This window comes from Paenibacillus sp. FSL H8-0079, assembly GCF_037991315.1.
Classification (GTDB): Bacteria; Bacillota; Bacilli; order Paenibacillales; family Paenibacillaceae; genus Paenibacillus.
Window position 1 is genome coordinate 2,414,358 of sequence record NZ_CP150300.1, and the last position, 26,872, is coordinate 2,441,229.

General features: G+C 47.4%; 23 protein-coding genes. 20 read left to right on the forward strand and 3 right to left on the reverse strand.

The features are described 5' to 3' along the window. Positions 1–12: 12 nt before the first annotated feature. From MHI06_RS10905 to coaD, 7 genes are all read left to right on the forward strand, one after another. On the forward strand, positions 13–903 hold the full coding sequence (locus tag MHI06_RS10905) for a sugar ABC transporter permease (protein WP_340402093.1): 891 nt from the start codon (positions 13–15) through the stop codon (positions 901–903). After that, the gene (locus MHI06_RS10910; protein WP_340401475.1) at positions 896–1,726 is read left to right on the forward strand and encodes a carbohydrate ABC transporter permease; all 831 of its coding nucleotides are present in this window, start codon (positions 896–898) and stop codon (positions 1,724–1,726) included. Before MHI06_RS10905 ends, MHI06_RS10910 begins: the two co-directional genes overlap by 8 nt. A gap of 159 nt (positions 1,727–1,885) precedes the next feature. After that, on the forward strand, positions 1,886–4,933 hold the full coding sequence (locus MHI06_RS10915; RefSeq protein ID WP_340401476.1) for a glycoside hydrolase family 2 TIM barrel-domain containing protein: 3,048 nt from the start codon (positions 1,886–1,888) through the stop codon (positions 4,931–4,933). A 152-nt stretch (positions 4,934–5,085) separates the two neighbouring features. Further along, positions 5,086–5,391, forward strand: coding sequence for a hypothetical protein (locus MHI06_RS10920; protein WP_340401477.1), 306 nt, complete (start codon positions 5,086–5,088; stop codon positions 5,389–5,391). 434 nt (positions 5,392–5,825) lie between these two features. Next, the gene (locus MHI06_RS10925; protein ID WP_340401478.1) at positions 5,826–6,260 is read left to right on the forward strand and encodes a hypothetical protein; all 435 of its coding nucleotides are present in this window, start codon (positions 5,826–5,828) and stop codon (positions 6,258–6,260) included. A 301-nt stretch (positions 6,261–6,561) separates the two neighbouring features. Next, complete coding sequence (rsmD, locus tag MHI06_RS10930) at positions 6,562–7,170, forward strand: 16S rRNA (guanine(966)-N(2))-methyltransferase RsmD (RefSeq protein ID WP_036609474.1); 609 nt, start codon at positions 6,562–6,564, stop codon at positions 7,168–7,170. A 1-nt stretch (position 7,171) separates the two neighbouring features. Further along, the gene (coaD, locus tag MHI06_RS10935; protein ID WP_169479115.1) at positions 7,172–7,678 is read left to right on the forward strand and encodes a pantetheine-phosphate adenylyltransferase; all 507 of its coding nucleotides are present in this window, start codon (positions 7,172–7,174) and stop codon (positions 7,676–7,678) included. Here the strand turns inward: coaD and MHI06_RS10940 are convergent. Continuing rightward, positions 7,656–8,996, reverse strand: coding sequence for a nucleoside recognition domain-containing protein (locus MHI06_RS10940; protein WP_340401479.1), 1,341 nt, complete (start codon positions 8,994–8,996; stop codon positions 7,656–7,658). The two genes, coaD and MHI06_RS10940, sit on opposite strands and share 23 nt — an antisense overlap. Positions 8,997–9,309: 313 nt before the next feature. Between MHI06_RS10940 and MHI06_RS10945 the strand changes: the two genes are divergently transcribed. Continuing rightward, positions 9,310–10,350 (forward strand): SepM family pheromone-processing serine protease, encoded by a 1,041-nt coding sequence (locus MHI06_RS10945; RefSeq protein ID WP_169478519.1) that lies wholly within the window; start codon positions 9,310–9,312, stop codon positions 10,348–10,350. Positions 10,351–10,619: 269 nt separating this feature from the next. On the opposite strand, the gene MHI06_RS10950 is transcribed toward MHI06_RS10945, so the two are convergent. Then, positions 10,620–11,852 carry a nucleotidyltransferase gene (locus MHI06_RS10950; protein ID WP_340401480.1) on the reverse strand — a complete coding sequence of 411 codons (1,233 nt, stop codon included), beginning with the start codon at positions 11,850–11,852 and terminating at the stop codon, positions 10,620–10,622. A gap of 281 nt (positions 11,853–12,133) precedes the next feature. Continuing rightward, the gene (hmpA, locus tag MHI06_RS10955; protein WP_340401481.1) at positions 12,134–13,369 is read right to left on the reverse strand and encodes an NO-inducible flavohemoprotein; all 1,236 of its coding nucleotides are present in this window, start codon (positions 13,367–13,369) and stop codon (positions 12,134–12,136) included. Between the two features lie 463 nt (positions 13,370–13,832). Here hmpA and MHI06_RS10960 point away from each other — a divergent pair, with 463 nt between their 5' ends. From MHI06_RS10960 to ftsY, 12 genes are all read left to right on the forward strand, one after another. After that, positions 13,833–14,339 (forward strand): DUF177 domain-containing protein, encoded by a 507-nt coding sequence (locus tag MHI06_RS10960; protein WP_340401482.1) that lies wholly within the window; start codon positions 13,833–13,835, stop codon positions 14,337–14,339. A 67-nt stretch (positions 14,340–14,406) separates the two neighbouring features. Next, a complete protein-coding gene (gene rpmF / locus MHI06_RS10965) occupies positions 14,407–14,580 on the forward strand; it encodes a 50S ribosomal protein L32 (protein ID WP_017689233.1) in 174 nt (57 codons plus the stop codon). 372 nt (positions 14,581–14,952) lie between these two features. Further along, entirely contained in the window at positions 14,953–15,501 is a 549-nt protein-coding gene (fapR, locus tag MHI06_RS10970) for a transcription factor FapR (protein ID WP_062833760.1), read from the forward strand. Beyond that, positions 15,498–16,493, forward strand: a complete 996-nt coding sequence (gene plsX, locus MHI06_RS10975) for a phosphate acyltransferase PlsX (protein ID WP_017689231.1) — start codon at positions 15,498–15,500, stop codon at positions 16,491–16,493. Before fapR ends, plsX begins: the two co-directional genes overlap by 4 nt. An 8-nt stretch (positions 16,494–16,501) precedes the next feature. Continuing rightward, positions 16,502–17,491: a beta-ketoacyl-ACP synthase III gene (locus MHI06_RS10980; RefSeq protein ID WP_145319004.1), complete on the forward strand. Its 990-nt coding sequence runs from the start codon at positions 16,502–16,504 to the stop codon at positions 17,489–17,491. Between the two features lie 25 nt (positions 17,492–17,516). Next, positions 17,517–18,458: an ACP S-malonyltransferase gene (gene fabD, locus MHI06_RS10985; protein ID WP_340401483.1), complete on the forward strand. Its 942-nt coding sequence runs from the start codon at positions 17,517–17,519 to the stop codon at positions 18,456–18,458. A 210-nt stretch (positions 18,459–18,668) separates the two neighbouring features. Beyond that, positions 18,669–19,418 (forward strand): 3-oxoacyl-[acyl-carrier-protein] reductase, encoded by a 750-nt coding sequence (fabG, locus tag MHI06_RS10990; protein WP_017689228.1) that lies wholly within the window; start codon positions 18,669–18,671, stop codon positions 19,416–19,418. Between the two features lie 152 nt (positions 19,419–19,570). Beyond that, a complete protein-coding gene (acpP, locus tag MHI06_RS10995) occupies positions 19,571–19,804 on the forward strand; it encodes an acyl carrier protein (RefSeq protein WP_017689227.1) in 234 nt (77 codons plus the stop codon). Positions 19,805–19,984: 180 nt separating this feature from the next. Beyond that, on the forward strand, positions 19,985–21,223 hold the full coding sequence (gene fabF, locus MHI06_RS11000) for a beta-ketoacyl-ACP synthase II (protein ID WP_169478514.1): 1,239 nt from the start codon (positions 19,985–19,987) through the stop codon (positions 21,221–21,223). A gap of 13 nt (positions 21,224–21,236) precedes the next feature. Continuing rightward, a complete protein-coding gene (gene rnc / locus MHI06_RS11005) occupies positions 21,237–21,941 on the forward strand; it encodes a ribonuclease III (RefSeq protein ID WP_036670338.1) in 705 nt (234 codons plus the stop codon). A 219-nt stretch (positions 21,942–22,160) separates the two neighbouring features. Beyond that, positions 22,161–25,730: a chromosome segregation protein SMC gene (smc, locus tag MHI06_RS11010; RefSeq protein WP_340401484.1), complete on the forward strand. Its 3,570-nt coding sequence runs from the start codon at positions 22,161–22,163 to the stop codon at positions 25,728–25,730. 108 nt (positions 25,731–25,838) lie between these two features. After that, complete coding sequence (gene ftsY / locus MHI06_RS11015; RefSeq protein WP_169478512.1) at positions 25,839–26,852, forward strand: signal recognition particle-docking protein FtsY; 1,014 nt, start codon at positions 25,839–25,841, stop codon at positions 26,850–26,852. Positions 26,853–26,872 lie beyond the last annotated feature (20 nt).

The following is a 26,872-nucleotide window of genomic DNA, read 5'->3' on the forward strand; positions in this document are numbered from 1 at the left end:
ACTGTGAAAGCCATGAATACAGGAGACAGTCTCCAAAAGAAAAATAATTTGACTGGATGGGCTTTTGTTTTGCTGGCTGTTGTCGGGATTGTTGCATTTTACTTCTACCCGATGGTTCAAGCGCTGCTCTTATCGTTCAAGTCTGGTGTAGGAGCCAATCTTGAATTTACGGGCCTTTCTAACTACAAAAGATTGTTAGTTGATACAACGTTCCGTACAGCATTATCGAATACATTTATCTACTTGATTATTCAAGTGCCTGTAATGATTATTCTTGGTTTGTTTATTTCCGTATTGCTGAATGACAGCACACTACGCTTCCGGAGCTTCTTCCGTACAGCGATTTTCTTGCCTTGTGTAACTTCATTGGTAGCGTACTCTGTTGTATTCAAATATTTGTTCGCACCAGATGGAATGGTGAATCAATTCCTGATGGGCTTGCACATTATTGGCGATCCAATTCAATGGATCACAGACCCGTTCTGGGCTAAAATTACGATCATAATCGCCGTTACTTGGCGTTGGACCGGATATAACATGATTTTCTATCTGTCATCCCTGCAAAACATCGATCAATCGATCTATGAAGCTGCAAGAATTGACGGAGCGAATGCTTTTACACAATTCTTCAAAATCACAGTACCTTTGCTGAAACCGATTATCCTCTTCACGTCGATCACATCAACGATTGGTACATTGCAAATCTTCGATGAGATCATGAATATTACCAAAGGTGGTCCAGGTAATGCGACCATGTCGATTTCACAATACATCTACAACCTTTCGTTCAAATATTCACCGGACTTCGGTTATGCAGCAACAGTGTCGTATTCCATCGTAATCTTGATTATTGTATTGTCCATTATCCAGTTTAAAGTGGCAGGTGATAATAAAAATGGCTAAAGCTAAAGCAAAACGGATTTTCACGTATGTGTTCTTATCCATCGTCGCCTTTGTATCCATTTTCCCATTTTTCTGGATGCTGGTCAGTGCAACAAATGCATCAGTTGATGTAACGAAGGGCAGATTGCTGCCGGGTTCAGCCTTCCTTGATAACTTCAACAAATTGATTGAATCGACGAATCTGGTACAGGCTCTCGGAAACTCGGCGATTATCTCTGTAATCTCCACTGTCTTGGCGCTGTTTATTGGTTCCATGGCAGGTTATGGCTTCGAGGTATATCGCACGAAGTCCCGTGATATCGTGTTTAATATCCTGTTGTTATCCATGATGATCCCGTTTGCAGCGATCATGGTACCACTGTATCGTATGTTCGCAACCATCTCGGGAGTAGCACCAGTTATCGGAATCAACACGATGGCAGCGGTTATCCTGCCAACCATCGCAACAGCGTTCCTGATCTTCTTCTTCCGTCAGAACACCAAAATGTTCCCGAAAGACTTGCTGGAAGCTGGACGTATTGATGGTTTGAGTGAACTCGGCATCTTCTTGAAGATCTATATGCCAACCATGAAAACAACATATGCAGCGGCAGCAATCATTACATTCATGAGTAGCTGGAACAACTATCTGTGGCCACTCATTGTATTGCAAACACCTGACCAACAAACGATTCCATTGTTGATCTCGAATCTTGGTGCTGGTTATTCTCCGGATTACGGAGTAATCATGACAGCGATCGTTATTGCAACACTACCTACAGCAATCGTATTCTTCATCATGCAGAAACATTTTGTTGCAGGTATGGTAGGTTCCGTGAAGTAATGAAAACAGCATAATCCGTGCGAATGACGGGTGCAGGAAAGAAGAGAGGACGCCAGTTATGGCGTACCTCTGTCTTTTTTGTCTATGTAAAGCAAAAAGGAAATCCAGATGAAACCTTGAATAAGTCAAACTATAACGTTTTAAAGGGAGAGAGAGCCGATGAAAGCAACAAAGGCAGATATCAACTGGTTGGGAGACGTAAGTGTATTTGAGGTGAACCGTCTTCATGCCTATTCCGATCACCGTTATTACCAAACAATGGATGAGGCTGTAGGTTCAGGCGCGATGTCTATGCGTTATGATCTGAATGGTACGTGGAAATTCAACTATGCAATTCGTCCAGACAGCCGTTCTGAGTTTTTCTATACATCCGATTTCTCCAGTGAAGGCTGGGATGATATTGAAGTTCCGGGGCATATCCAGCTGCAAGGATACGGACAGATTCAATATGTAAATACACAATATCCTTGGGATGGCTTGAATGAAATTCGTCCGCCGGCATTGCCACAGGACAAAAATCCCGTAGGTAGTTACATTCGCACATTCCACTTGCCGACAGGTTGGGAGTCGAATCCGGTATATATTTCTTTCCAAGGTGTAGAGTCTGCATTCTATGTATGGCTTAACGGACAATTCGTAGGATATGGAGAGGACAGCTTCACGCCGTCTGACTTTGACCTGACGCCATTCCTTCAGGATGGAGAGAACAAACTCGCGGTTGAGGTGTATCAACGTAGCACGGGCAGCTGGCTGGAAGATCAGGATTTCTGGCGTTTCTCCGGCATTTTCAGAGATGTGTATCTGTACACCGTCCCAACTGCACACGTACGTGATGTTCATGTTCGCACAGATCTGGACAAGTCCTATACGAACGGTACATTGCAGCTAGACTTGAAACTGGAAGGAAAAGCCGTTGCTGGAGCACGTGTAGAGGCTGAACTTCGTGATCGTGAAGGCAATACCGTTAATACGTTTGAATCCAAAGTTAATGATGGACAAGTAAGTCTTCGTGAAGACATTGGTACAGTGAACCTGTGGAGCGCAGAGATTCCATACTTGTATCATCTCTATATTCGTGTATATGATGCTGCGGGTGCACTGGTTGAGGTTGTTCCTCAAGCCGTTGGTTTCCGTACATTTGAAATGATTGACAAAGTGATGCACATCAACGGTAAACGTATCGTATTCAAAGGTGTGAATCGCCATGAGTTCAACCCGCGTCGTGGACGTGCAGTTACGAAGGAAGACATGCTGTGGGATGTTCGTACCATCAAACAGAATAATATGAATGCTGTACGTACGTCACACTATCCAAATCAAAGCCTCTGGTATGAGCTGTGTGATGAATATGGACTCTATGTTATTGACGAGATGAATTTGGAGACACACGGATCTTGGCAGAAGCTTGGTGCCGTTGAGCCTTCTTGGGTTATTCCAGGTGACAAACCGGAATGGCATGATATCGTTATGGACCGCGCTGTATCCATGGTAGAACGGGACAAAAATCATCCGTCCATTCTGATCTGGTCATGTGGTAACGAATCACATGGTGGTGAAGTCATCTACAAAGTATCCCAATACTTCAAATCGGCTGATCCAACACGTCTGGTGCATTATGAAGGTGTATTCCATGATCGCCGTTTCGATGAGACAAGTGATATGGAGACTCGCATGTATGCCAAACCGGCTGACATTGAGGAATTCCTGAATGCGAATCCGACCAAGCCTTATATTAGCTGTGAGTACATGCACGCCATGGGTAACTCTATTGGTGGTATGCACAAATATACGGAGTTGGAAGACAAATACCCAATGTATCAAGGTGGATTCATTTGGGATTACATCGACCAATCCATTTACAAAAAAGACCGTTACGGCAAAGAGTTCCTCGCTTATGGCGGAGATTTCGGTGATCGTCCATCAGACTATTCGTTCTGTGGCAACGGTATCGTTCATGCTGACCGTAAAGTAACTGCGAAAATGCAGGAGGTCAAATTCCTGTATCAAAACATCAAGCTGTTCCCGGACCGTGATGGCGTTAAAATCGTGAACGGTAATCTGTTCGCAGATACATCTGAGCTGGAACTGGTATACAGCCTGGAGCGCGAGGGACATGAAGTGCTGCGTGGAACACTGGAAGTCAACGTGGAGGCGCAAAGCGAGACGGTTGTGAAACTTCCTTTGGATCCGGCATCTTTGGTTGGCGGCGAGTATGCTGTGAACACTGCACTTGTGTTGAAAGCTGCTACACTGTGGGCTGACAAAGGCGAAGAAGTGGCATTTGGACAGTTTATTTTCACACAGGATCAGGTAAATGATGCAGTTGAAGTGGATATGAACCTTGTGAGTAATGTACAAGTTATTGAAGGTGACGTGAATATTGGTGTTCGTGCTGGCAAGACGCATGCGCTATTCTCCAAACAGTTTGGTACACTGGTTTCCCTGAAATTGTCCGGTCGTGAGACCATTGCCGTACCACCTGCACCGCTCTTCTGGCGTGCAATGACGGATAATGACAAAGGCATGGCGATGGGCTTCGAACTGGGTGCCTGGTATGCAGCGAGCCTGATGCCACGTTCTGTAGAGTGGAAAGCAGAACAGAAACCGAATCAATACCGGATCGAGTTCACATACAAGCTCAACATTTCGGCGGATGTACAAGTGAAAGTGGTCTATACTGTGCATGCAGATGGAAGCGTGCGTGTGCATAATACGTACAAAGGTACAGCCGGATTGCCAAACCTGCCAATCCATGCATTGTCCTTCAGAACATCACCTGACTTCGAAAACGTGGAATGGCTCGCGATGGGACCCGAAGAAAACTATGCAGACCGCGCATTTGGCGCACGTCTCGGTATCCACGGCAGCAAGGTAGCTGATACTGTAGCTCCATATCTGGTACCACAGGAATCGGGCAACCGCACTGGCGTACGTTGGGCCAAATTGACAGACAACGCGGGACGTGGCTTCAAAATTGAAGCATCCGGAACTCCGGTTGAGCTGAATGTTTCACCATATACGGCATTTGAGCTGGAGAACGCACAACATGCATACGAATTGCCTCCTGTGCACTATACGGTCGTAACTGTAGCAGGTAAACAAATGGGTGTCGGCGGTGATGATAGCTGGGGTGCTCCAGTTCATCCTGAATATCTGATCCCTTCAGACGGCGAACTGACATTTGAATTTGTTATTCGTGCACTGTAAATAAAAAAAAATTGCAATAAAGGACAGAGGCCTTCGCTTGTTGGAGGTCTCTGTTTTGTTATGTCCAGGAATGGCTTGAGATGTGATGTATGAAACCGTTCTCTCTCCGGCCACGTAATGTACAAGATAGGAAACATAAGAGGGGGTTCAAGATGAGTAGAAAAGCAAAGACAGGTATATGGGTGACGGTGTTGGTCTTTCTGGGCATCATTGTTGGATGTTTCATATGGTATTTCAATACGGCTTCGGGTGAACGTGCCCTCAAAACGATGAGATCCAATAACTCGGGCGGCTTGGAGCGGGTCGTTAAAGTGTACAGCAATAATGGTGAATTGATTCAGACCTATGATGGCAAAATTGACGTGCAAGATACGGAATACGGCAATAAAGTATTATTCGATCTCAATGGGAAACGTGTCGTGATCTATAATGCAACGATTGTTGTTGAAGAGAAGTAAAGCGTAAATTGTCAGTCTTGAAGAAGCGCTAGTTCCGAATTTGCAATGACACCCTATTGCTTATAAGGTAAAATTAAGGAAATGATATAAGGGTCGGGTGAGATTTTTATGATGGATATGTACCTCATAATCACTGTTGCAATTTTGGGAATGATTCTGTTCTATAGCTTGATCGCTTATTTCTTGATTCGTTTCATTTCGAGAAAAGCATTCAAGCTTACGTTAACCAAATATGAAATGACGGAGATTATGACTTGGCTCGCCGTGCTGTTTATTACCTTCATGATGATTAAGAATGGTTCGATAAATCTTCTCTTACCGGTTGTTTTACTTATCATTCCATTGATCAATTTGCGAAGGTCTAATCGGAAACATCGAGAGATGAATTAGTATAGCTTCCTGAGTTGGGGTAATGAACAAGGAGGAGTTTAGTGATGATTCTGGGCCGATCAACTGACACTTCAGGTTTAACGCAGGTTGCCAATCTTTCGGATGAGTTGCAGTCTGTTTTTGATCAAGCAGAAAGCAAATATCAAGTAGTTGATATTGAACTCTTCTTTGTTTTCAGATGCCTTCCTGAGGAATACGAGAGAAGGTCCACGGTCAGGCATGTGAAGAAGGAGAATGTCATCTATTTCGATCTGGTGGTCAGCGAGGACCGGTATAAGACATTAAGCAAAAGCAAACAACGGTATGCGTTAAGCCATGAGTTTTATGCTTTTTTGAGTGAGAAGCTTCAGAAATACAAGATTGAACATCTAAACGTGAATGAATTTATCGCAGATATGGGTATGTGGCTTAGGGAGATTGGATGGTTGCAGACTGAAGAGGAAGCCGAAATAAGTGAATTTGAAGAAAAGTATAACTAATAAAATTAATTAAAACATAAACAACAAAAAGAAGCCCTCTTTCGAGAGCTTCTTTTTCATGGGAGAGGAGAAACCGGACGAAGAGCTTATGGGGAAACGTAAGTCTTCTCCGCGGTTGTCTACGACACTTGTGATGTCGATAATTATAGAATCGCCCGATTGTTTCCTTTTTATACATATGCGTCAACAATTCGTCAACAATTTTCCAAGAGAAATGAAGACCGCACATTTTTCAAACCGAACCCGAATGTGGTACGATAGCCGTATCAATAAACTTACATAGAGAAAAGGTGACTCGTCAGTGAGAGTGGTATCTGGGAGTGCGAAAGGCAGGCCGCTAAAGGCTGTTCCTGGCACAGGCACGCGACCGACCACCGACAAGGTGAAGGAAGCGTTATTTAGCATGGTTGGTCCTTATTTTGAGGGCGGCACAGCATTGGATCTGTTTGCAGGCAGTGGAGGTCTCGGTATTGAGGCGCTAAGCCGCGGCATGGACAAGGCTGTTTTTGTTGATTTGGAATCGAAAAGTATTGAAGTCATCCGCATGAATCTGAAGGCGACCAAGCTGGAAGACCAGGCGGCTGTATACCGTAATGATGCAGGTCGTGCATTAAAGGCACTCGCCAAGCGAGGCACAACGTTCGATCTGGTGTTTCTCGACCCGCCATATCGCATGAAGAACGGGCACGAGTTGATGTTGACCATGCACGAACTGGAACTTCTGGAACCCGAAGCAACCATCGTGCTTGAATATGAATCCAAACATGATTACCCTGAGCAATTCGGCCCGTTTGAACAAACGCGCAAGGCTTTGTATGGGGAGACGGCAGTATCCATCTATTATTATGCGCCTGAAGCAGTTGAAGATGGAGAATCCATTACACCGGAAGAGGAGGCTCCTCATGACTGAAATGATACATCGACAGGAACGGATCGCCGTATATCCTGGGAGTTTTGATCCCGTAACGATGGGGCATCTGGACATTATCGCCAGAGCGTCGAAGCAATTTGATCGCGTCATTGTGGCTGTGTTGAACAATATGAGCAAAAATCCGCTGTTTACGGTGGAGGAACGCAAGGAACTGATCACAGAAGTAACCCGCCATCTACCGAATGTGGAGGTAGACAGTTTCCGCGATCTGACGGCCAATTACGTCCGGCAAAAGGAAGCTCAGGTCATCGTTCGCGGTATCCGCTCGGTAACTGATTTTGAATACGAGTTGCAATTGGCATCGACCAACAGCAAGTTGAATCCGGATGCGGAAACGATATTTATGATGACGAATCCAAAGTATTCCTATTTAAGTTCCAGTATCGTTAAAGAAATCGCTCATTATCATGGAGATGTAACAGATCTTGTATCACCTGAAGTGGAAGTTGCGCTCCGTCAGAAAATCAGCGAGAAAACCGGCGGTTAAACCAGAAGGTAAGACCCGATAGACTAATCATGATTGCAAGAAGTAACGCTAGACCCATGCATGCAACAGGGAAAGCGCTCCATATGGCGTTATTTGTGTATGTGTTGCCTGGATTATGTATGAATAGCCAACTGATTGGTGTCGACAGGTCCTGGTCTGCATTCGTCTGTAATGTGGTCCAGGCTTGTGTGCTATATCGACTGAACGGCATCCAGAGGAACAGACTGATAAAAAAGGCGATGATCCCATGAGTCAGACGAACTCCGGCAAAGTACAACATGGATTTGCTGTCGGGTCCAGTTGCTTTCAGGACAGCAGAGACTTGCAGATGGGAGCATAGTCCACCCCATCCCAAAACAGCTGCAAGCAGGGACATCAGCAGGGCAGGTGTAAGTGAAGTTTGGCTCAAATGGTAGGTGCCCAAATGAAGCTCCAAAAAGGCTGGCCACAGCGCGGCAGAAGAACCAGGAGTCAGATAAAGGGAGAGTAGTCGGATAAATACGGCAAAACCGATCATGTATCCTCCGGTCATCATCAAAGTTTGCACAGCCTGGGATACGGTGTCACCCAGAAGTTTGCCAAATCCTCTCCCATCACGACTATGAGCTTCCCTGGCTGCAAGCGTCATCTCAGACCATATATTGCGCCGTTTCAACGTAGTATGGTGAGGGGGGATGGATGAGGGACTTGTGGAACTTGCAGGAATGACAGGCTGAGAACCAATAGAGTTGCTCTCTGTCTGTGCTGCTGCTGAGCCATCTGGACCTTTATGCTTACCCGGTGTAGGCAGGAGACGCACTGCAAGGATGGCAGCAACCCAGCCGCTGATCCAGTGAATCACTAAGAGGAAATATCCGGCGGCAGGCTGGTGTAGAAAAGCAGCACCAACGACCAGGATGACCATCATCGGATTGGCAAAATGAGCTGCTGCTGCAAGGACAACCGCCTGCTTGGCGGTAATTTGTCTATCCTGAAATAAGCGGGATACCGCATCTGCTCCTGCGGGGAATCCGCCGCACATGCCAATAGCGATAGCGAGTCCAGCACTGCCTGGAAGTCTGAACCAGCGTTGCATCAATGGTCCGAGCAAGGCACCGATCGCGTGGGTGAAGCCAAACGCATTGAGCATTTGGGATAACATCAGGAAGGGCAGCATGGCAGGGAAGATGATTTTCCACCATATATCCAGACCTTGAATAGAGGCATCAAACGCTTCTTTGGGGGAAGCAACTACTGCAATGACCAGTGCTAAAGCGCCAGTACTTAGAAGTATCGTTCGTAACGGGCCAGAGTCTCTAACCTCGCTCTGTATTGTCATCGTTTCACCTCATATCAAATAACGCCGATTTGGCATCTGAATCGTTATGGACGGCCGAATGACGCCCGAAGGGCGGTTCGGCCTTGACCGGACAGGCTATGGTATACAGCGGCCTATCCGGCCTGTACCATTGTATGCACAGGTACCAGAGTGATAGACTTGAAATAAATATTAAAAAACTGAGCTGAGTATCTGCATGACAAAGAGTGCGAAACCAAACCGGAGAATAAAAATATTCAAAAGCTGGTATTGCGAGCGCTAATAAGTGTAGAGTTCAGCTTATATAGAGATACAAAGAACGGAGGCTCATGCGATGAATCGGATTCGGAAATCTGGCGGATTCAGAGCTTCGATCTTTGTGATCGTGGTGGCTCTGGTTGTCTATGTTGCCGTGTACATGCCAACGCCATATATTATCTACATGCCTGGCAGTGCAGATGAAGTAAAACCAATGGTAACCGTTAAGGGCGGGGACCAGGATGAACGCGGTGTATTTATGATGACGACTGTGTCGGCAACGTATGCCAATGTGTTTTTGCTAGGAACCTCTCTGTTCAATCAAAATGCTCAAGTGGATAAAAAGGAAGATCGACTGCGCGGCAAAAGCGAAGCGGAATACTCTGCCGAACAGGTGTGGTTCATGAGTGACTCACAATCCTCCGCAATGGAGGCTGCATATGAGCAGGCTGGCGTGGCTTACTCTATTGTACCTGAACATATCTTTGTATTTGGACTGTCCGAAGATCCGAAACCGGAAGGAGACATTGCTCCGGGAGATATTATTCTGGGAGTGAACGGAACAGCTACGCCGGATAATACGGTGCTTTCTGCCCAGTTAAAAGATAAAAAGGTTGGAGACTCGGTCGAAATGCAACTGGAACGTGGTGGAGAGACCATTAGCCGGGACGTGAAACTGATTCAGGTCAAAGACAGTAAAACGGGTGAAACCCGCCCGGGACTCGGTGTAATGATTGGTGCGGTTCAGAAGGTGAAAGCGGAAGATCCGGACAAACAGATCTCTTTCACCGATACCCAGGTTGGTGGTCCGTCTGCCGGATTGATGTTTACGTTGGAGATCTATAACCAGTTAACACCTGGAGATCTGACCAAGGGTCATCGAATTGCGGGTACTGGTACCATTACCAAGGACGGTGTGGTGGGTGCGATCGGTGGTGTAGTGCACAAGATTGTAGCCGCTGACCGGAAAGAAGCGGAGATCTTCTTCGTGCCGAAGGATAACTATAAGGAAGCAGCAGCCAAGGCTGAGCAGATCGGAACTAAGATGAAACTTGTGCCTGTAAGCACGGTGGATGATGCGCTGGCTTACCTGAAAACTCTGTCTGTGAAATCATAGGATAATGATTGGGTGGGAAGAGTTGAAACGGATCGTTGGGAAGAACGGCTGAAATCAAAAGAATGGATTGCAATGAAATGTGATCAAGAGATTTGAGAAGATCAACAGAAGTTAATAAGTAAATCCCCTTGTTGCAATGTGCCTGAGTGGCGCGCAACAAGGGGATTTTTTACTTGTATAGTTGAGTGTCGAATAGCGGATATCAATGATCTGTTTGATGATGGAATGAGAAGCTCTTTAGGAGATTAAGCCTTATGGTCAAAAGCGGGTTATAGTCTCACAGGTGACTCATAGTAATCACTGAACATCCTGCGTGTGTCCTTATGCTCGCAAGCGAGTCCATAGGCTACCTGAGCTTGTATATCCAGTTCAAGCTGATTGTGTGTGAACGTCGACGGTTTCAGCACAACAGGAAGCGACGCGGTCTTCTTCATCTGTTTAAGCAGGCTCTGTCCTTGAGCATTGAATCCAAGTACACGGAGATATCCGGGTCCGGCAGCCAATTGATCTGGTGAACACTCGGCTTTGGTGTGATTCAGGAGCAGGTGGGCGAGCATACGCTGGAGCTTTGTGCGTGTGTAACGTTTGGTCTTCAGTGCATTCAGGAGTGCTTCGACTGAAGGCTCCGGGAGCTGAGCGAGTGTACGGGTCAGCCGGTGTTCCAGGCCTTCCGTGACTTCGGCGATGCGTTCCAGTTCGGAGGTACGTCGGGTGGCCGCAAGGTGCAACAGCGGCTGTGCAAAGCGCTCCCAGTGTATGGGAGCGCGCCCTTCCTGCCATTCGCGATGCAGAATGGCAAGGGTTGCCGCCGGCACGTATGGCGCGGCGGCATCGGGCCCGTCCGCCATCAGCAGGCGGCGGACGGCTGTGGCACTGGCGATCGCCCCCGGCCCGGGCGTCGCCTCATGATACGCGGCACCGGTACGCGCCGCCGTAAAGGGCTGGATCGCGCTGCCGAGTCGTTGCAGCGCGATCAGGTAGTGCAGCCCAAGCGAATTGTTGGGCTGCTCCAGCAGTGCAGCGGCGTCCTGAGCATCGACGCCGCCGGGCGCCAGCGCTGCCGCCGCGCCTGCGTACGCGGCGGGGTAGCTGGCGCCTTCCCGCAGGCGGCGCGCGATGTCCTCGCGCATCCCTGCGGGCTCGACAGCCAGCACGCGCGCAATGCGCTGCAGGCTGTCCAGGTCGCCGGACTCGCTGCCGAAGCAGAGCGAGTCCACCACGCCGGTGCGGTGCAGCAGCGATACCGCACCGAAGGCAAACCACTCTGCCGGTTGTACCGCGTAAGCCACCGGCAGTTCAAGCACCAGATCTGCGCCTGCGTGCAGCGCCATTTCGGTGCGCGCCCTTTTACCCACGATGGCGGGTTCGCCACGTTGGAGAAAAGGGCCGCTCATAACTGCAACAACGGCGTCTGCGCCGCTTAGCCGCCGAGCTTCCTGCAAATGATAGACATGCCCATTGTGCAAGGGGTTATATTCAACAATGACGCCTACGGCTTTCATGATTAGACGTACTCCTTTCGATTGGATAACCGAGTATGTATAACATCCATTCCATCATAGGCGATGACCTCTATTAGATCAAATCACCGAATCTGTCAGACCAATGAAAAAAGGCACAAATCCAACATCAGCAGATGTCAGACCGTGCCTTCAAGCATAAGTCCTATGATATTAAAATGGTGCGAAGAAGCTGGTGACCGCATTTTAATATTTAATGAACCGTATTTCACCACCTTATTAGACTACCTGATTTTGCATATAACTTGTCATATTCAGAACGTTTAGACACTCTCCGGTGCGGGAGAAAGACTAGCTTTGGGTCCGAAAAATTCATAATGAATGTTGTCTGCTGCAACACCAAGCGCCAGAAGCTCCGTATAGATTGCCCGCATAAACGAAACTGGCCCACACAGATAATAAGTGGAATCCAGTTCATCAATCACTTGACGAAGCCAGGTGGCATCCATGTAACCTTCCTTATGAAAACACTCATTTTCGCGATCAGAATCCTCAGGTTGTGTATAACAATAATAAGCTTGAACACCCTGATTACATTCGACAAGACTGTTCACATGATCACGGAAAGCGTGAGATTGACCATTTGGACTTGCATGTAAAAAAGTAATTTCACGGTTATCGTTTACTTGAACCAGCGTGTTTAACATACTGATCATTGGCGTTAAGCCAACGCCGCCACTAAGCAGCACAACAGGACGTTTATCCTCTGTATTCAACGTGAAGTCGCCAGCAGGAGCCGATAGTTCCACTTGACTGCCTTCTTCAATGTGATCGTGGAGATGCGTAGAGATAACTCCGTCAGGTCGCTCTAATACACCTCGCTCACGTTTAACGGAAATACGATAGTAGGGTTTACCCGGGGTGTCTGAAAGGCTATACTGACGAATCTGGGTAAATGACTGTGCCTCTGGCTGGATTTTGATACTAATATATTGTCCGGGTTCATAGCTGGCAATAGGCTGACCATCGTCTGGAACAAGATAAAAGGACGTGATGACTTCGCTTTCCTGCACTTTCTTGGCAACCTTGAAAGTACGAAATCCTTCCCAGCCACCCGTCTGGTTTTCCGCTTCCGTATACATATCCTGTTCGATCCCGATGAAGGCGTCTGCAATGACGTTGTAGGCTTCGCCCCACGCTGTGATAATTTCATCCGTTGCCGCGTCTCCAAGCACATCTTTGATGGCTTGCAGCAGATAGGTGCCGACAATCGCATATTGCTCGGGAACGATACCCAGGCTGCGATGTTTATGTGCAACTTGCCGGACGGCAGGCAGGATGGAGGACAGATTATCGATATGCAGGGCAGCGGTGTATACCATATTGGCGAGAGCGGCTTGCTGTCGTCCCTGTTTCTGATTTGCGTGATTGAAAATATTCAGCAGTTCCGGATGAGCTGTAAACATCGTTTCATAGAAATGGCGTGTGATCGCTTCGCCGTGGACTTCAAGTACGGGGACTGTAGATTTAATGACTCTAATTGTGTGCTCGTTTAACATACATTTTCCCTCCCGATATAATATGAAATAGTTGGATAATAAATCGGTCATGGAGCTGATCGTGCTTCGGTTTATAGCAAGTATAGATAGGGGGCAAGCGGGTCTGTGTGACATAGATCACACTAAACGTTAACGAAATGTGACCGCTATTTGCAAGGAACTACAACTAAAATGACGACTTGTAGTTTATCTTGAAGTGAGTCTATAATAGACCAGATGGAGTAAACGGTTCTGAGCCATTGATTTTAAAATAGGGTGTAAAGTTAAAAGTGTTGACAAACGTCTTGAAAAATCGGTATAATGATTTTTGTTTGTTAAGTCAATTTCATAATACTTTTAACGATGAATCGTCAGAATACATACAGTCAGGATTTATTGCTTTACAAAAGCAGGCTTGACCTGTATAACTGTCGTGATACGTTTGATACGAATTATGAAATTGGTTTCGTTTGGAGTGATGGAAATGTTAATGCCATTTCGCAAAGTGGCTACCAGTGATGGTCCCCTGAAGTTTAACGAACAGTGGGAGATCAAGGAACTGGTTTCTAACCGACAAGATATCACAGCCGTTACCCCGCTGACTGCGGACTTATCTGCAGAATTCAGAGAAGGTGACGTTGTGGATGTTCATGGCAAGCTGACTGTAGGAGTGGACATGTTGTGCTCCCGTTGTCTTAAGCCAATCAATGAACATTTTCATATTGATTTTCATGAGCAATTCAAGCAGGGAAAACAGCCAAAGGAATTACACGAAGACGATGATACACTCTATGTGGATGGAGATAGCATTGATCTGAAGGGTTGTGCCGAGGAAGCTTTTCTGCTGGATCTTCCGTTTATACCGCTATGTAGCGATACATGCAAAGGGTTATGCCCTAAGTGTGGCCATGAGCTGAACGAAGGTGACTGTGGTTGTGATAACGAGGTTATCGATCCGCGGCTTGCAGGGCTCAAGGATTTTTTTAAATGAGCATGATTGAAAATCGAACATTTTAAGACTACCTGCAAAGGTTGATTTTGATAAGGAGGTGGGAATAATGGCAGTACCTCAACGGAGAACGTCCAAGACGCGTCGCGACAAACGTCGCACTCACTTTAAATTGGCTGTACCGGGCATGGTGAAATGTGAACAATGTGGCGAACTTAAACTTAGTCACCACGTGTGCAAAGTGTGCGGAACGTACAAAGCAAGAGAGATCATCTCTCAATAATAGTTGGACATTAAGTAGCACTTCATTTCGATGAGGTGCTACTTTTTTTGGATTAAAGGGTGTCGGCAGAATGAGTTAGTAGGCATGAAATCCGTGTGCCACAAGGGTGAATTGTTTTTGTTAGGCCAGCCTTTCTTTTTGACACCGGATGAGATATACTATAGTTTAGTACCAGGTTCTAAGATTTGACGTTACATATAGATGAACCATGATCCGTTTGAGAACGACCCTGGTGACCAGGGATGCAACTATAGAAGCAACAGGAAAGAATGGTTGAACTGGCCGGATGGGACGGTTCCGTAAACGATACAGCGGGGGGTGTCAGGCATCGAACGTGTACCGAAGAGACAGAGGCAACAGCAGTTAACCAAAATGATAGAAGAAAACCCGTTTGTGACGGATCAGGAACTTACGCGCCAATTGAAGGTGAGTATTCAGACGATTCGTCTTGACAGGCTGGAACTTGGAATACCCGAACTTCGGGAGCGGATGAAACTTATGGCAGAGCGCTCGTATGATCAGGTACGTTCGTTGCCCCTGCATGAGATTATCGGTGATATAGTGGATTTGCAGCTGGACAAAAGCGGGATTTCCTTGTTTGAGATTAAGGAAGAACACGTGTTTTCCAGAACAGGCATTGCACGTGGACACTATGTCTTTGCACAGGCTAACTCTTTGGCTGTAGCGATTATTAATGACGAGATCGCGTTGACTGCATCAGCAGACATTCGTTTTGTCCGCTCGGTTCATTTGGGAGAGAAGTGTATTGCGAAGGCTTATGTGAGATCGATTCCCGGTCAAAAGGGCAAAGCCAAAGTGGAAGTATTCACCTATGTAGGTGAAGAGATGGTGTTTCAAGGCAACTTTGTAATCTACCATTCAGGTGGAGAAGACAGCGGAGAAGGAGGTCATTTGGAATGAAAATCGTCATTGATGCCATGGGAGGCGACAATGCACCTGCATCAACGGTAGAAGGTGCGATTGCCGCAGCCACGGAATGGGCGGATACACAGATCGTCCTGATCGGCGATGAAGCCAAGCTGGAGCCTCTTTTGAGTCAGTCAGGTGTGAGACCTGCCAATCTGACGGTCCGGCATGCTTCCGAAGTTATTGGATCGGATGATGAACCCGTTAAAGCTGTACGTCGCAAGAAGGATGCCTCCATGGTGGTAGCGGGCCGCATGCTGAAAGAGGGCGAGGCGGACGCGATGATCTCGGCGGGCAATACCGGAGCGCTGATGACAGCGGGTTTGCTTGTTGTAGGTCGTATGGAAGGCATTGAACGCCCGGCGCTTGCACCCATGATTCCAACGATTGATGATGTGGGAGTACTTGCGCTTGATCTTGGAGCGAATATGGATGCCAAGCCGGAGCATCTTGCACAATATGGCCTGATGGGCAGTTTGTATCGGCAAAAAGTACAGGGCATAGAATCTCCAAGAGTGGGCTTGCTCAATGTAGGAACAGAACCAGGCAAGGGAAATGAGTTGACCAAACATGCATATCCTTTACTGGAGCAACTCCCAATTCGGTTTGTCGGTAATGTAGAGGCACGTGATGTGCTGACCGGTGCTTGTGATGTGCTTGTATGTGACGGTTTTGCAGGAAATATACTGCTGAAATCGCTGGAAGGCACAGCAGGTGCCATTTTCGCCTTGCTTAAGGAACAATTCTCATCTTCTCTCAAAAGTAAACTGGCTGCGGCTGTACTGATGCCTGAGCTACGTGGGTTGAAACGGAAGCTGGATTATACGGAGCATGGCGGAGCGCCGCTCCTCGGTTTGAGCAGACTGGTTGTGAAAAGTCATGGATCTGCTGATGGCAATGCCATCAAAAATGCTGTGCGCCAAGCTCGGATTGCAGTGCAGAATCAGCTGGTAGAGAGCATATCTAAGGAAATTAGCGGGAAGTGAGTGACGACATGAATAATTTGCGCCCAGTAGGGATTATTGGTACAGGGAAGTATGTGCCTGAGAAAATTTTGACGAATAGCGACCTGGAGAAAATGGTCGATACCAATGACGAGTGGATCGTCAGTCGTACAGGAATCAAAGAGCGTCATATTGCTGCACCCGATCAGGCAACTTCCGATTTGGCATATGAAGCGGCTATTAAAGCCCTTGAATCTGCAGGCATGACAGGCAGTGATCTTGATCTGATTATTGTTGCAACCATTACTCCGGATTCTTCGTTCCCATCGACAGCCTGCATTCTGCAGGACAAACTGGGTGCAAAAGGTGCGGCGGCATTCGATTTGTCAGCTGCATGTTCCGGATTTGTATATGGTTTGGCGAGTGCTACGAGCTTCATCCAGAGTGGCATGTACAACAACGCACTTGTTATTGGTGCGGATTGCTTGTCTCGTATTACGGATTATACAGACCGTAACACATGTGTCCTCTTTGGTGATGGCGCAGGAGCAGTGGTCGTTGGTGAAGTTCCGGAAGGCCGTGGCTTCAAAGCATTCGATCTTGGCGCAGAAGGTGCTGGCGGTAGTCTTCTTCAGATGGAAGGCGGCGGTTCCCGTTTGCCTGCTACCGCAGAGACCGTTGAAAATAAAAAGCATTACATCTATATGAACGGTCGTGAAGTATTCAAGTTTGCGGTACGTGTCATGGGTACGGCTACGATCGAGGTATTGCGCAAGGCTGGTATGGAGCGTACGGATGTGGATCTGTTTGTTCCTCACCAAGCGAATATTCGGATTATCCAATCTGCCATGCAGCGACTTGAACTTCCTGAAGAGAAAGTTGTAGTCAACGTGGATAAGTATGCAAACACATCTGCTGCTTCCATTCCACTTGCTTTGGTAGAAGCAGCCGAGGAAGGTCGTATGAAAGCCGGAGATACCGTTCTGATGGTTGGATTCGGTGGCGGTCTGACATGGGGCGCATCCGTACTCGTTTGGTAAAATAGACAGCTGGGAGATGAATGGGATGGGTAAAATAGCATTTGTATTTCCCGGTCAGGGATCACAGGCTGTAGGTATGGCGAAAGACGCATATGAGTCCGTGCCTGCGGCAACCGAGATTTTTCGTACAGCGGATGAAACATTGGGTTTCTCGCTGAGCAATCTTGTATTTGAAGGACCAGAGACCGAGTTGAAACAGACATCAAATACACAACCGGCTCTGTTGACAGCAAGTATTGCCTTGCTTGAAGCTTTCAAAGAAAAAGGAATTCAGCCTGACTATACGGCTGGACACAGTCTGGGAGAATACAGTGCACTAGTGGCAGCAGGCGTTCTTTCGTTTGCTGATGCAGTGAGCATTGTACGGGCGCGTGGTCAGTATATGGAACAGGCAGTACCGGGTGGACAAGGAGCGATGGCTGCTGTGTTGGGTGCGGATCGGGAAGCGCTGGGGGTGCTTTGCCGTGACGTATCTGAAAGTGGTCATGCGGTTGAACTTGCCAATATCAATTGTCCTGGACAAATCGTCGTTTCCGGTGTGAAGGAAGGCGTAGCTGCGGTCGCGGAACGAGTGAAAGAAGCTGGCGGCAAACGCGCCATTCTACTTGAAGTAAGCGGCCCGTTCCACTCTTCATTGATGAAGGGTGCAGCTGAGAAGCTGGAAGAAAAACTGAAAACCGTCACGTTCTCACCGGCAGCGGTCCCTGTAGTCGCTAATGTGACTGCAAGACCTGCAGAGAATGGACAAGTTCAGGATTTGTTAACAGCTCAGGTCTATTCTCCTGTATTATGGGAAGACAGTGTGACATGGCTTATTGAGCAAGGCGTGGATACGTTCATCGAGATTGGATCTGGCAGTGTATTGACCGGTTTGATTAAAAAAACAGATAAAACCGTAAAACTGTATAATGTGAACAGTCTTGAAACGCTCGAAGCAACGGCAAGTGAATTAGAAGGAGTTATATGAGTTAAACTAAACTTTTTACACGAGAACGGAGAGGACAGAAAAAACTGAAGAAGCGGAGCGTGCGCCTTTATCACCGGATTTTCCCTTTAGAAAAGGGAATCAAAAAAATCTGGGGATAACAGCGATCGGAAGTTTATTCTGTCATCGGATTGGCAAGTGTAAACATTCTTTGGTTGAACTGATATAGATTTGGGGAAAGGAGGAATGATTATGTCTAAACCATTAGAAGGTAAAAATGCACTCGTTACCGGGGCATCCCGTGGCATTGGGCGCAGTATTGCACTGGCACTAGCTGAGGCTGGAGCGAACGTAGCCGTGAATTATGCGGGCAGTCAAGCGGCAGCTGAGGAAGTGGCGGAAGCGATTCGTGCCAAAGGAGTCAAGGCAATTACACTTCAAGCCAATGTTGGCCTGATGGATGAAGCTGAACAAATGGTCAAAGCTACACTCGAAGCATGGGGCAACGTTGATATTCTGGTGAACAATGCCGGGATTACCCGTGATAATCTGATCATGCGTATGAAAGAGGAAGAATTCGATCAGGTTATTGAAACCAATCTCAAAGGTGTGTTTAACTGCCTTAAGGCGGTTACACGTCCAATGATGAAACAACGGTCGGGAAGAATTATCAATATCTCCTCGGTTGTAGGTGTGCTCGGTAATGCTGGACAAGCGAACTATGTTGCTGCCAAGGCAGGAGTCATTGGCCTGACGAAGGCATCTGCTCGTGAACTGGCTTCTCGTGGAATCACAGTTAACTGTGTTGCACCAGGTTTCATTGAGACAGATATGACAAAAGAGTTGTCCCAGGAGCTGGTGGACGGTATGCTAAGTGGTATTCCGTTGTCCCGTTTGGGTCAGCCGGATGAAATCGCCGGTGTAGTTACTTTCCTGGCCTCACAGGCTTCATCTTATATGACAGGGCAGACGCTGCATGTTGATGGTGGCATGTACATGTAATTCTTCCCGGACTTGAACAATAGTCGGGGAACAGGCGCTGGACGATCCGAAATGCCGGAAAAAGGCCGGGTTCCCCGGCCGGGAGCCGCATATGTCTTCTATGGCATTTTGCCTGCGATTCTCGTATAATACCAAAGAAGGAGGTGAACCGGATGTCCGATGTATTGGAGCGTGTAAAACGCATCGTCGTCGACCGCTTGGGCGCAGACGAAGCTGAAGTTACACTTGAAGCATCTTTCAAAGAAGATTTGGGTGCTGATTCTTTGGATGTAGTGGAATTGGTCATGGAATTGGAAGATGAATTTGATTTGGAAATCTCTGATGAAGATGCAGAAAAAATCACGACCGTAGGTGAAGTTGTTAAGTACATACAATCTCATACCTAAAGTCATTTTAGTCCCGCACATGTTTTCGAACAGGCGGGACTTCTCATCATTCATTGGTTTTTCTCATTCCGCAAGCAGCTCTACTCAAGCAGGTCTACCGATCTTGGTTGAATAGATGCCTGTTTGCGGATATTCCCACAAAATACTTGCGTAATGCAGTCGATATAGAGGTGAGTCGGTTTGAAACAAAGAGTAGTAATTACCGGAATGGGCGTAATGACATCGCTCGGAAAAGATTTGGAAACGTTCTGGGGCAGTTTAATGGCAGGTAAGTCCGGAATCTCTCAGATTGAGGCGTTTGATGTAAGTGAATACACGACACAGATTGCAGCCGAGATCAAGGATTTCAACCCGGAAGAATACATGGATCGCAAGGATGCTCGCAAAATGGACCGTTTTGTACAGTTTGCTGTTGCAGCTGGTTTTAAAGCCGTTGAAGACAGTGGTCTGAAAATTAACGAGAACATTGATGCAGAGCGTTTTGGTGTATCTATCGGATCAGGTATTGGCGGATTGGGAACTTGGGAGGACCAACATAATGCATTGCTGCAAAAAGGTCCAAAACGGGTAAGTCCATTCTTCATTCCCATGATGATCTCGAACATGGCTTCAGGCCAAATGTCCATTTCTCTTGGTGCCAAAGGGCCTAACATTAACGTTGTTACCGCTTGTGCAACAGGTACACACTCCATCGGAGATTCCTTCAAGCTGATTGCCAATGGTGATGCAGATGCCATGATCTGTGGTGGTGCGGAAGCAACAATCAGACCAACGGGTCTTGCAGGGTTCTGTGCGATGCGCGCAATGTCAACACGTAATGACGATCCTGCGAAATCAAGCCGTCCTTTTGATACAGATCGTGATGGTTTTGTAATGGGCGAAGGCGCGGGCGTTCTGATTCTGGAATCCCTGGAACATGCTCAAAAACGTGGTGCACGTATTTATGGTGAAGTGATCGGTTACGGTCTGACTGGCGATGCACATCACATGACAGAACCAGATCCGGACGGAGCAGCACGTTGCATGAAGATGGCACTTCGTAATGCGGGTATTGAGCCTGAAGAAGTGGATTACATCAATGCACACGGAACTTCGACACCTGTAGGCGACAGATCCGAAACGCTTGCGATCAAAAAGGCGTTTGGTGACCATGCGTACAAGCTCGCAGTGAGTTCTACTAAATCCATGACGGGCCACATGCTTGGCGCTGCTGGTGGTGTAGAAGCGGTCATCTGCGGATTGTCACTGACACATCAGACACTGGCTCCAACGATTAACCTGGAAAATCAGGATCCGGAATGTGATCTGGATTATGTACCAAATGTTCCACGTCAAACTAAAGTCAATATTGCCATGTCCAATTCATTTGGATTCGGCGGTCACAATGCCACCATTATTCTCAAAAAATTTGAAGCATAAGGGGCTAGTTCGTTTGAGTGAAGATCTGAAGCAGTTACAACACAAACTTCAAATCAAATTTGACAACAGGCAGCTTTTAAAACAAGCGTTTACCCATGCTTCTTATGTAAACGAACACCGGTTCAGTCAGCATCAGGACAACGAGCGTCTGGAGTTTCTGGGCGATGCCGTGCTGGAACTGACTGTATCGGAATACTTGTATCATTTGTATCCTAACCGTCCGGAAGGTGAATTAACTAAGCTGCGGGCATCTATTGTCTGTGAGCCTTCCCTCGTCAAATTTGCTGAAGCGTTGGGTTTTGGGCAGTATGTACTTCTTGGTAAAGGTGAGGAACTAACTGGAGGACGGACACGGCCGGCTCTGCTGGCAGATGTGTTTGAATCTTTCATTGGTGCATTGTATCTGGATCAGGGGCTTGCGCCTGTTCGGACATTTCTCGACCAGCATGTATTCCCATTAATCGTTCTGGGCAGCAAGCTGCAAATGAGTGATTACAAAACGGAACTGCAGGAACTTACTCAGCATCACAATATGGGAGCTTTGGAATACCGTATCGTTGAGGAACGGGGACCTGCCCATGAACGTGAGTTTGTCTCGGAGGTCCATATGGGTCAAGAACGGCTTGGCAGAGGTACAGGGCGTTCCAAAAAGGAAGCGGAACAACAGGCTGCATCTGCAGCACTTGATCGACTGAAGCTTCCGGAAGCCGGAGCTTAACCGATAGCGCATAGACAAACGAAGAGCAAAGAGCAGCCCGCGGGTCCGCCCCGGCGGAAGTAATCGGCCGGACTGCTTTTTGCTCTTTTTTTTGTAAAGAGGTTCAGGGGGAGTTATCCTGATCGTTAACTAAATAAGTTGAACCTTGTTTTGGTTCAATTTATTTAGGCGCTTGAATGCAATACTTGAAATTTGCAAGAGGAGGTGACGAGAAACCCTATGTTTTTAAAACGGATTGAATTGGGTGGATTCAAGTCATTCGCCGACAAAACGGAGATGGAATTCGTTCGTGGCATTACGGCTGTTGTAGGTCCGAACGGAAGTGGAAAGAGTAATATATCGGACGGCATCCGCTGGGTTCTGGGGGAACAAAGTGCCAAGTCGCTGCGTGGTGGCAAGATGGAAGATATCATCTTTGCAGGTAGTGACGCACGGAAGGCCGTTAATTTCGGTGAAGTTTCGTTAACGCTCGATAACGAGGATCACGCACTTGCATTGGATTTCGGTGAAGTGACGGTGACTCGTCGTGTACATCGCAGCGGAGACAGCGAATATTTTATCAACAAGCAATCTTGTCGTTTGAAGGATATCACGGAGTTGTTTATGGATACCGGCATTGGTAAAGAAGCCTACTCGATTATTGGACAGGGACGAATCGAAGAGATTCTGAGTACCCGTTCAGAGGATCGCAGGGGCATTTTTGAAGAGGCTTCAGGTATTGTTAAATATAAATCCCGCAAGCGGGATGCTACGCGCAAACTGGATGAGACAGAGCAGAATTTGCTGCGGATTCATGATCTCGTGACCGAGCTGGAAGATCAGATTGGTCCGCTTAAGGAACAATCGGAGAAAGCAATCCATTATAAGGAACTTCGTTCACAGCTCAAATCGCAGGAAATTTCCATGTATGTGTATCAGATTGAACAGATTCATGCGTCCTGGAGTAAGGCAAATGAGCGACTGCAATCGCTAAAACAGGAAGAAGTTGGACTCGCAGCGATTGTCTCTACGCATGATGCCAAGCTGGAAAATGATCGGAATGCGCTGCGTATCCTGGAAACAGAGACAGAGCAACTGCAATCCGCCTTATTGCAATTCAGTGAAGCGACGGAGAAAAGTGAAGGGCTTGGGGAACTGCTCAAGGAACGCTCGCACCATCTGCAAACGAATCAGGAGCAGCTCAAAGTAACGCTTACGGCTAGTGAAGAGAGACATCGCGAACGGGAAACCGAGCTGCTTGCACTGCGTGAGAAGTTTGGCAAGCTTGAGCATGAACTGAATGATGTGAGAAATCAGTTGTCCCAGGAAGAGGCCAAACTCATTGGTGTTACAGGTGGCATTAGCCAACAGCAAGAGGAAAGCCTCAAAGGCAACTTGCTGGAACTGATGAATCAGATGGCCCAGACACGAAATGAAATTCGTTACGTGGACCAGCAGAAAGAAACGCTGGAGCGCAGAATGAATCGCGCGGCTGAGGAATCTGGAAAATGGGAAGATCAGAAAGAGACCCTGGAAAGTCGCAAAGCGGACATTGAGAAAAAGGTTGTTCGTTTGGGCAAAGAAATCAGTGATCTACGTGGTGGTTATATTACGGAAAGCGAACGACTCCAGTCGCTGCAGAAGCTGCTCGAAGAAAGTCGGGGCACAGTCCGTAAATGGGAACAGAAACGTGAAGCTCAGGTCTCCCGCCGCGATACGATGAAAGAGATGCAGGATGATTTTGACGGATTCATGCTGGGTGTCAAAGAGGTGCTCAAGGCTTCACGCAAAGGCACACTAAACGGTGTTCATGGAGCTGTTGCTGAACTCGTCAAAGTTCCCGAGAAGATTGAACTTGCGGTAGAGACAGCGATGGGAGCATCCTTGCAGCATGTGGTCATGGAAAATGAATCAGTTTCCAGACAGGCGATCGCTTTCCTTAAGCAACGTCAATTGGGCCGTGCAACGTTCCTGCCTCTGGATGTCATTCGTCCACGTGCCATTGGCGCGGCTGAACGTTCCATGATTGAAGGCATGGAGGGCTTTGTGGGGATCGGTGCTGATCTCGTACAATTCGAATCCAAGTATGCTTCGATCATTGGCAGTCTGTTAGGTAATGTTATTATTGCCGAAACGCTGGAGGTCGCGAACAAAATTGCGGCTCGTTGCCAGTATCGTTTCCGGGTCGTGACGCTTGAAGGCGACGTGGTTAATGCAGGTGGTTCCATGACGGGTGGTAGCCAGCATAAGAAAAATGTGAGTCTGCTCAGTCGGAAACGTCAACTGGATCAGCTCGACCAGGATATTTTGGATACGGAAAATCAGATTGTGAAACTGCATCGTAGTGTGGATGATGTAAAAGTTCAACTGGAGCAGTGTCAGGACAAACTGGACGAACTTCGTCAGTCCGGTGACGATACCCGAAATGCAGAACAGCAGGCTTCGATGGAAATGAAACAGGTAGAGCATGAGCTTCGCCACGTGCTTGAACAGGTTGCTGTTGCCGGGCAGGAGAAGAGCGGGTTTACCGAAGAGATCAAAGAGCTAGATACCGCTCGCATCGTCGCTGTGAAGAAGCTGGAGCAGCTTGAAGAGGAAGAAAAAGCGACTCATCGTGCCATCCATGCAGCTGAGTTTGCTCGGAAAGCCAATGAATCCGCGAAGGAAGAATTGCAGAGCCAACTCACTGAATTGAAAGTACGGGAAGGCAAGCTCGATCAGGAGCGATTCTCCAATGGGGAACAATTGCGGCGTCTGGAGCGGGAAGTGGAGTCGCTGGTGAAAGATCTTCGTCAGAATCGCACGTTGCTGGCTTCGATGGAGGCAGATCTCAAGAAAACACAGACCGAGAGTGTCAAGCAGATTGAAGATCTGAATCAGTACAAGCTGAAAAAAGCAGAAGCATCACAGGAGCTGGACTTCAAACGTGCTGCCCGAAGTGAGTTGTCGAAAAAGCTTGAGCTTGCCGAGAGCGAAACGAAAGAACAGCGCACGCAGTTGAAAGCGGTGGAAGAGCAGATGCGACAGACGGAAATTTCCGTGAACCGGCTGGATGTTGAGCTGGAAAATATACTGCGGAAGCTGACGGATGAATACGAACTGGGCTATGAACTGGCTAAAGAGCGTTATCCTGTACCGGAAGATGTGGAACATACACAGGCTGAGGTACAGAAGCTCAAGCGCAGTATATCTGCTTTGGGTGAGGTTAACCTGGGAGCGATTGAGGAGTTCCAGCGAGTTAATGAGCGATATGAGTTCCTGAGTGAACAGAAGAATGACCTGGTGGAAGCTAAAACTACGTTGTATCAGGTTATACGGGAAATGGAAGACGAGATGGCGAAGCGATTCAAAATCACGTTTGATGCGATCCGCCGTGAGTTCGGTACCGTGTTTACCAAGCTGTTTGGTGGGGGACGTGCTGACCTTGTTCTGATGGACCCTGAACGTTTGCTCGATACGGGAATAGATATTGTTGCTCAGCCACCAGGTAAGAAACTGCAAAACCTGCAGCTGTTATCTGGTGGGGAGCGGGCTTTGACCGCGATGGCTTTGTTATTTGCCATTCTGCATGTCAAACCTGTACCGTTCTGTGTGCTGGATGAAGTTGAGGCAGCATTGGATGAAGCCAACGTGGTACGTTTTGCCCAGTACTTGCGTGAGTTCTCTGAACAAACCCAGTTCATCGTCGTTACCCATCGTAAAGGTACAATGGAAGAAGCGGATGTGCTGTACGGTGTTACCATGGAAGAGGGCGGCGTATCCAAGCTCGTTTCGGTTAAACTGGAAGATGAAGAAGCTGTAATTGCCTGATCTGATCCAAACCTGCGAGACACATGAACTCATTGTATTCATTCAAATTTGATTTAGATTGAGCATCATTATCAAACGCTCAGATTATGTACACGATGGAGGGGCTTTATGAGTTTTTTTAAGAAGCTTAGAGACAGCATTGCAAGCAAAACGGAGTCAGTGACCAAACAGTTCAAGGATGGATTGGAAAAGACACGTAAAGGGCTTGTGGAAAAAGTGTCGGATCTCGTTATCCGCCGCAAAAAAATCGATGAAGAGTTCTATGAAGAATTGGAAGAGATTCTTATTGGAGCAGACGTTGGTGTGAATACGGTTATGAATCTGATCGAAGATCTGCGCGTTGAGGTGAAAAAACGTAAAATTGAGGACGCGGCTGAACTGCAGCCTGTATTGTCCGAGAAACTGACGGATCTTCTTCGCAGTGAACAGAACAATGAATTGAAAATGAACCCGGATGGCATTACCGTCATTTTGTTCGTCGGCGTTAACGGTGTTGGTAAAACAACAACGATTGGCAAGCTGGCTCATCGCTTTAAACAACAAGGTAAAAAAGTCATCATGGCAGCTGGAGATACGTTCCGTGCCGGAGCTATCGAACAGTTGGAAGTATGGGGACAACGTGCCGGTGTAGATGTTATCAAGCAGCAGTCCGGTTCAGATCCAGCAGCTGTTATGTATGATGCGGTGCAGGCAGCGAAGCAACGGGGCGCAGATGTTCTCCTCTGTGATACAGCAGGTCGTCTGCAAAATAAATCGAACCTGATGGACGAGCTTAACAAGATCTATCGTGTCATTCAGCGTGAAATTCCGGAAGCTCCGCATGAGGTACTGATGGTACTGGATGCAACAACAGGCCAAAATGCCTTGAATCAGGCTAAACTTTTCGGTGAGAAAAGCGGCGTAACTGGTCTGGTACTGACGAAACTGGATGGTACAGCTAAAGGCGGAATCGTTGTTGCGATCCGTCAGGAGTTGGACTTGCCAGTAAAACTCGTGGGACTGGGTGAGAAGATTGACGATCTGCAGCCATTCGATTCGGAGCAATTTGTGCATGCCTTGTTCGCCGGATTGATCCAGGAACAGCCAGCTGAAAGTGCTGAAGAAGAGGAAGCTAATTCCTAGATCTTAATAAATAGAATAAA

Excerpts from the sequence above, each read along its gene's own strand:
- MHI06_RS10960 (WP_340401482.1), top strand. The coding sequence starts at position 13,833 with ATGTTAATGCCATTTCGCAAAGTGGCTACCAGTGATGGTCCCCTGAAG.
- MHI06_RS10925 (WP_340401478.1), top strand. The coding sequence starts at position 5,826 with ATGATTCTGGGCCGATCAACTGACACTTCAGGTTTAACGCAGGTTGCC.
- MHI06_RS10945 (WP_169478519.1), top strand. The coding sequence starts at position 9,310 with ATGAATCGGATTCGGAAATCTGGCGGATTCAGAGCTTCGATCTTTGTG.
- MHI06_RS10950 (WP_340401480.1), bottom strand. The coding sequence starts at position 11,852 with ATGAAAGCCGTAGGCGTCATTGTTGAATATAACCCCTTGCACAATGGG.
- acpP (WP_017689227.1), top strand. The coding sequence starts at position 19,571 with ATGTCCGATGTATTGGAGCGTGTAAAACGCATCGTCGTCGACCGCTTG.
- MHI06_RS10910 (WP_340401475.1), top strand. The coding sequence starts at position 896 with ATGGCTAAAGCTAAAGCAAAACGGATTTTCACGTATGTGTTCTTATCC.
- MHI06_RS10980 (WP_145319004.1), top strand. The coding sequence starts at position 16,502 with ATGAATAATTTGCGCCCAGTAGGGATTATTGGTACAGGGAAGTATGTG.
- ftsY (WP_169478512.1), top strand. The coding sequence starts at position 25,839 with ATGAGTTTTTTTAAGAAGCTTAGAGACAGCATTGCAAGCAAAACGGAG.
- MHI06_RS10920 (WP_340401477.1), top strand. The coding sequence starts at position 5,086 with ATGAGTAGAAAAGCAAAGACAGGTATATGGGTGACGGTGTTGGTCTTT.
- plsX (WP_017689231.1), top strand. The coding sequence starts at position 15,498 with ATGAAAATCGTCATTGATGCCATGGGAGGCGACAATGCACCTGCATCA.
- MHI06_RS10905 (WP_340402093.1), top strand. The coding sequence starts at position 13 with ATGAATACAGGAGACAGTCTCCAAAAGAAAAATAATTTGACTGGATGG.
- fapR (WP_062833760.1), top strand. The coding sequence starts at position 14,953 with ATGATAGAAGAAAACCCGTTTGTGACGGATCAGGAACTTACGCGCCAA.
- MHI06_RS10915 (WP_340401476.1), top strand. The coding sequence starts at position 1,886 with ATGAAAGCAACAAAGGCAGATATCAACTGGTTGGGAGACGTAAGTGTA.
- MHI06_RS10940 (WP_340401479.1), bottom strand. The coding sequence starts at position 8,996 with ATGACAATACAGAGCGAGGTTAGAGACTCTGGCCCGTTACGAACGATA.
- fabD (WP_340401483.1), top strand. The coding sequence starts at position 17,517 with ATGGGTAAAATAGCATTTGTATTTCCCGGTCAGGGATCACAGGCTGTA.
- fabG (WP_017689228.1), top strand. The coding sequence starts at position 18,669 with ATGTCTAAACCATTAGAAGGTAAAAATGCACTCGTTACCGGGGCATCC.
- smc (WP_340401484.1), top strand. The coding sequence starts at position 22,161 with ATGTTTTTAAAACGGATTGAATTGGGTGGATTCAAGTCATTCGCCGAC.
- rpmF (WP_017689233.1), top strand. The coding sequence starts at position 14,407 with ATGGCAGTACCTCAACGGAGAACGTCCAAGACGCGTCGCGACAAACGT.
- hmpA (WP_340401481.1), bottom strand. The coding sequence starts at position 13,369 with ATGTTAAACGAGCACACAATTAGAGTCATTAAATCTACAGTCCCCGTA.
- coaD (WP_169479115.1), top strand. The coding sequence starts at position 7,172 with ATGATACATCGACAGGAACGGATCGCCGTATATCCTGGGAGTTTTGAT.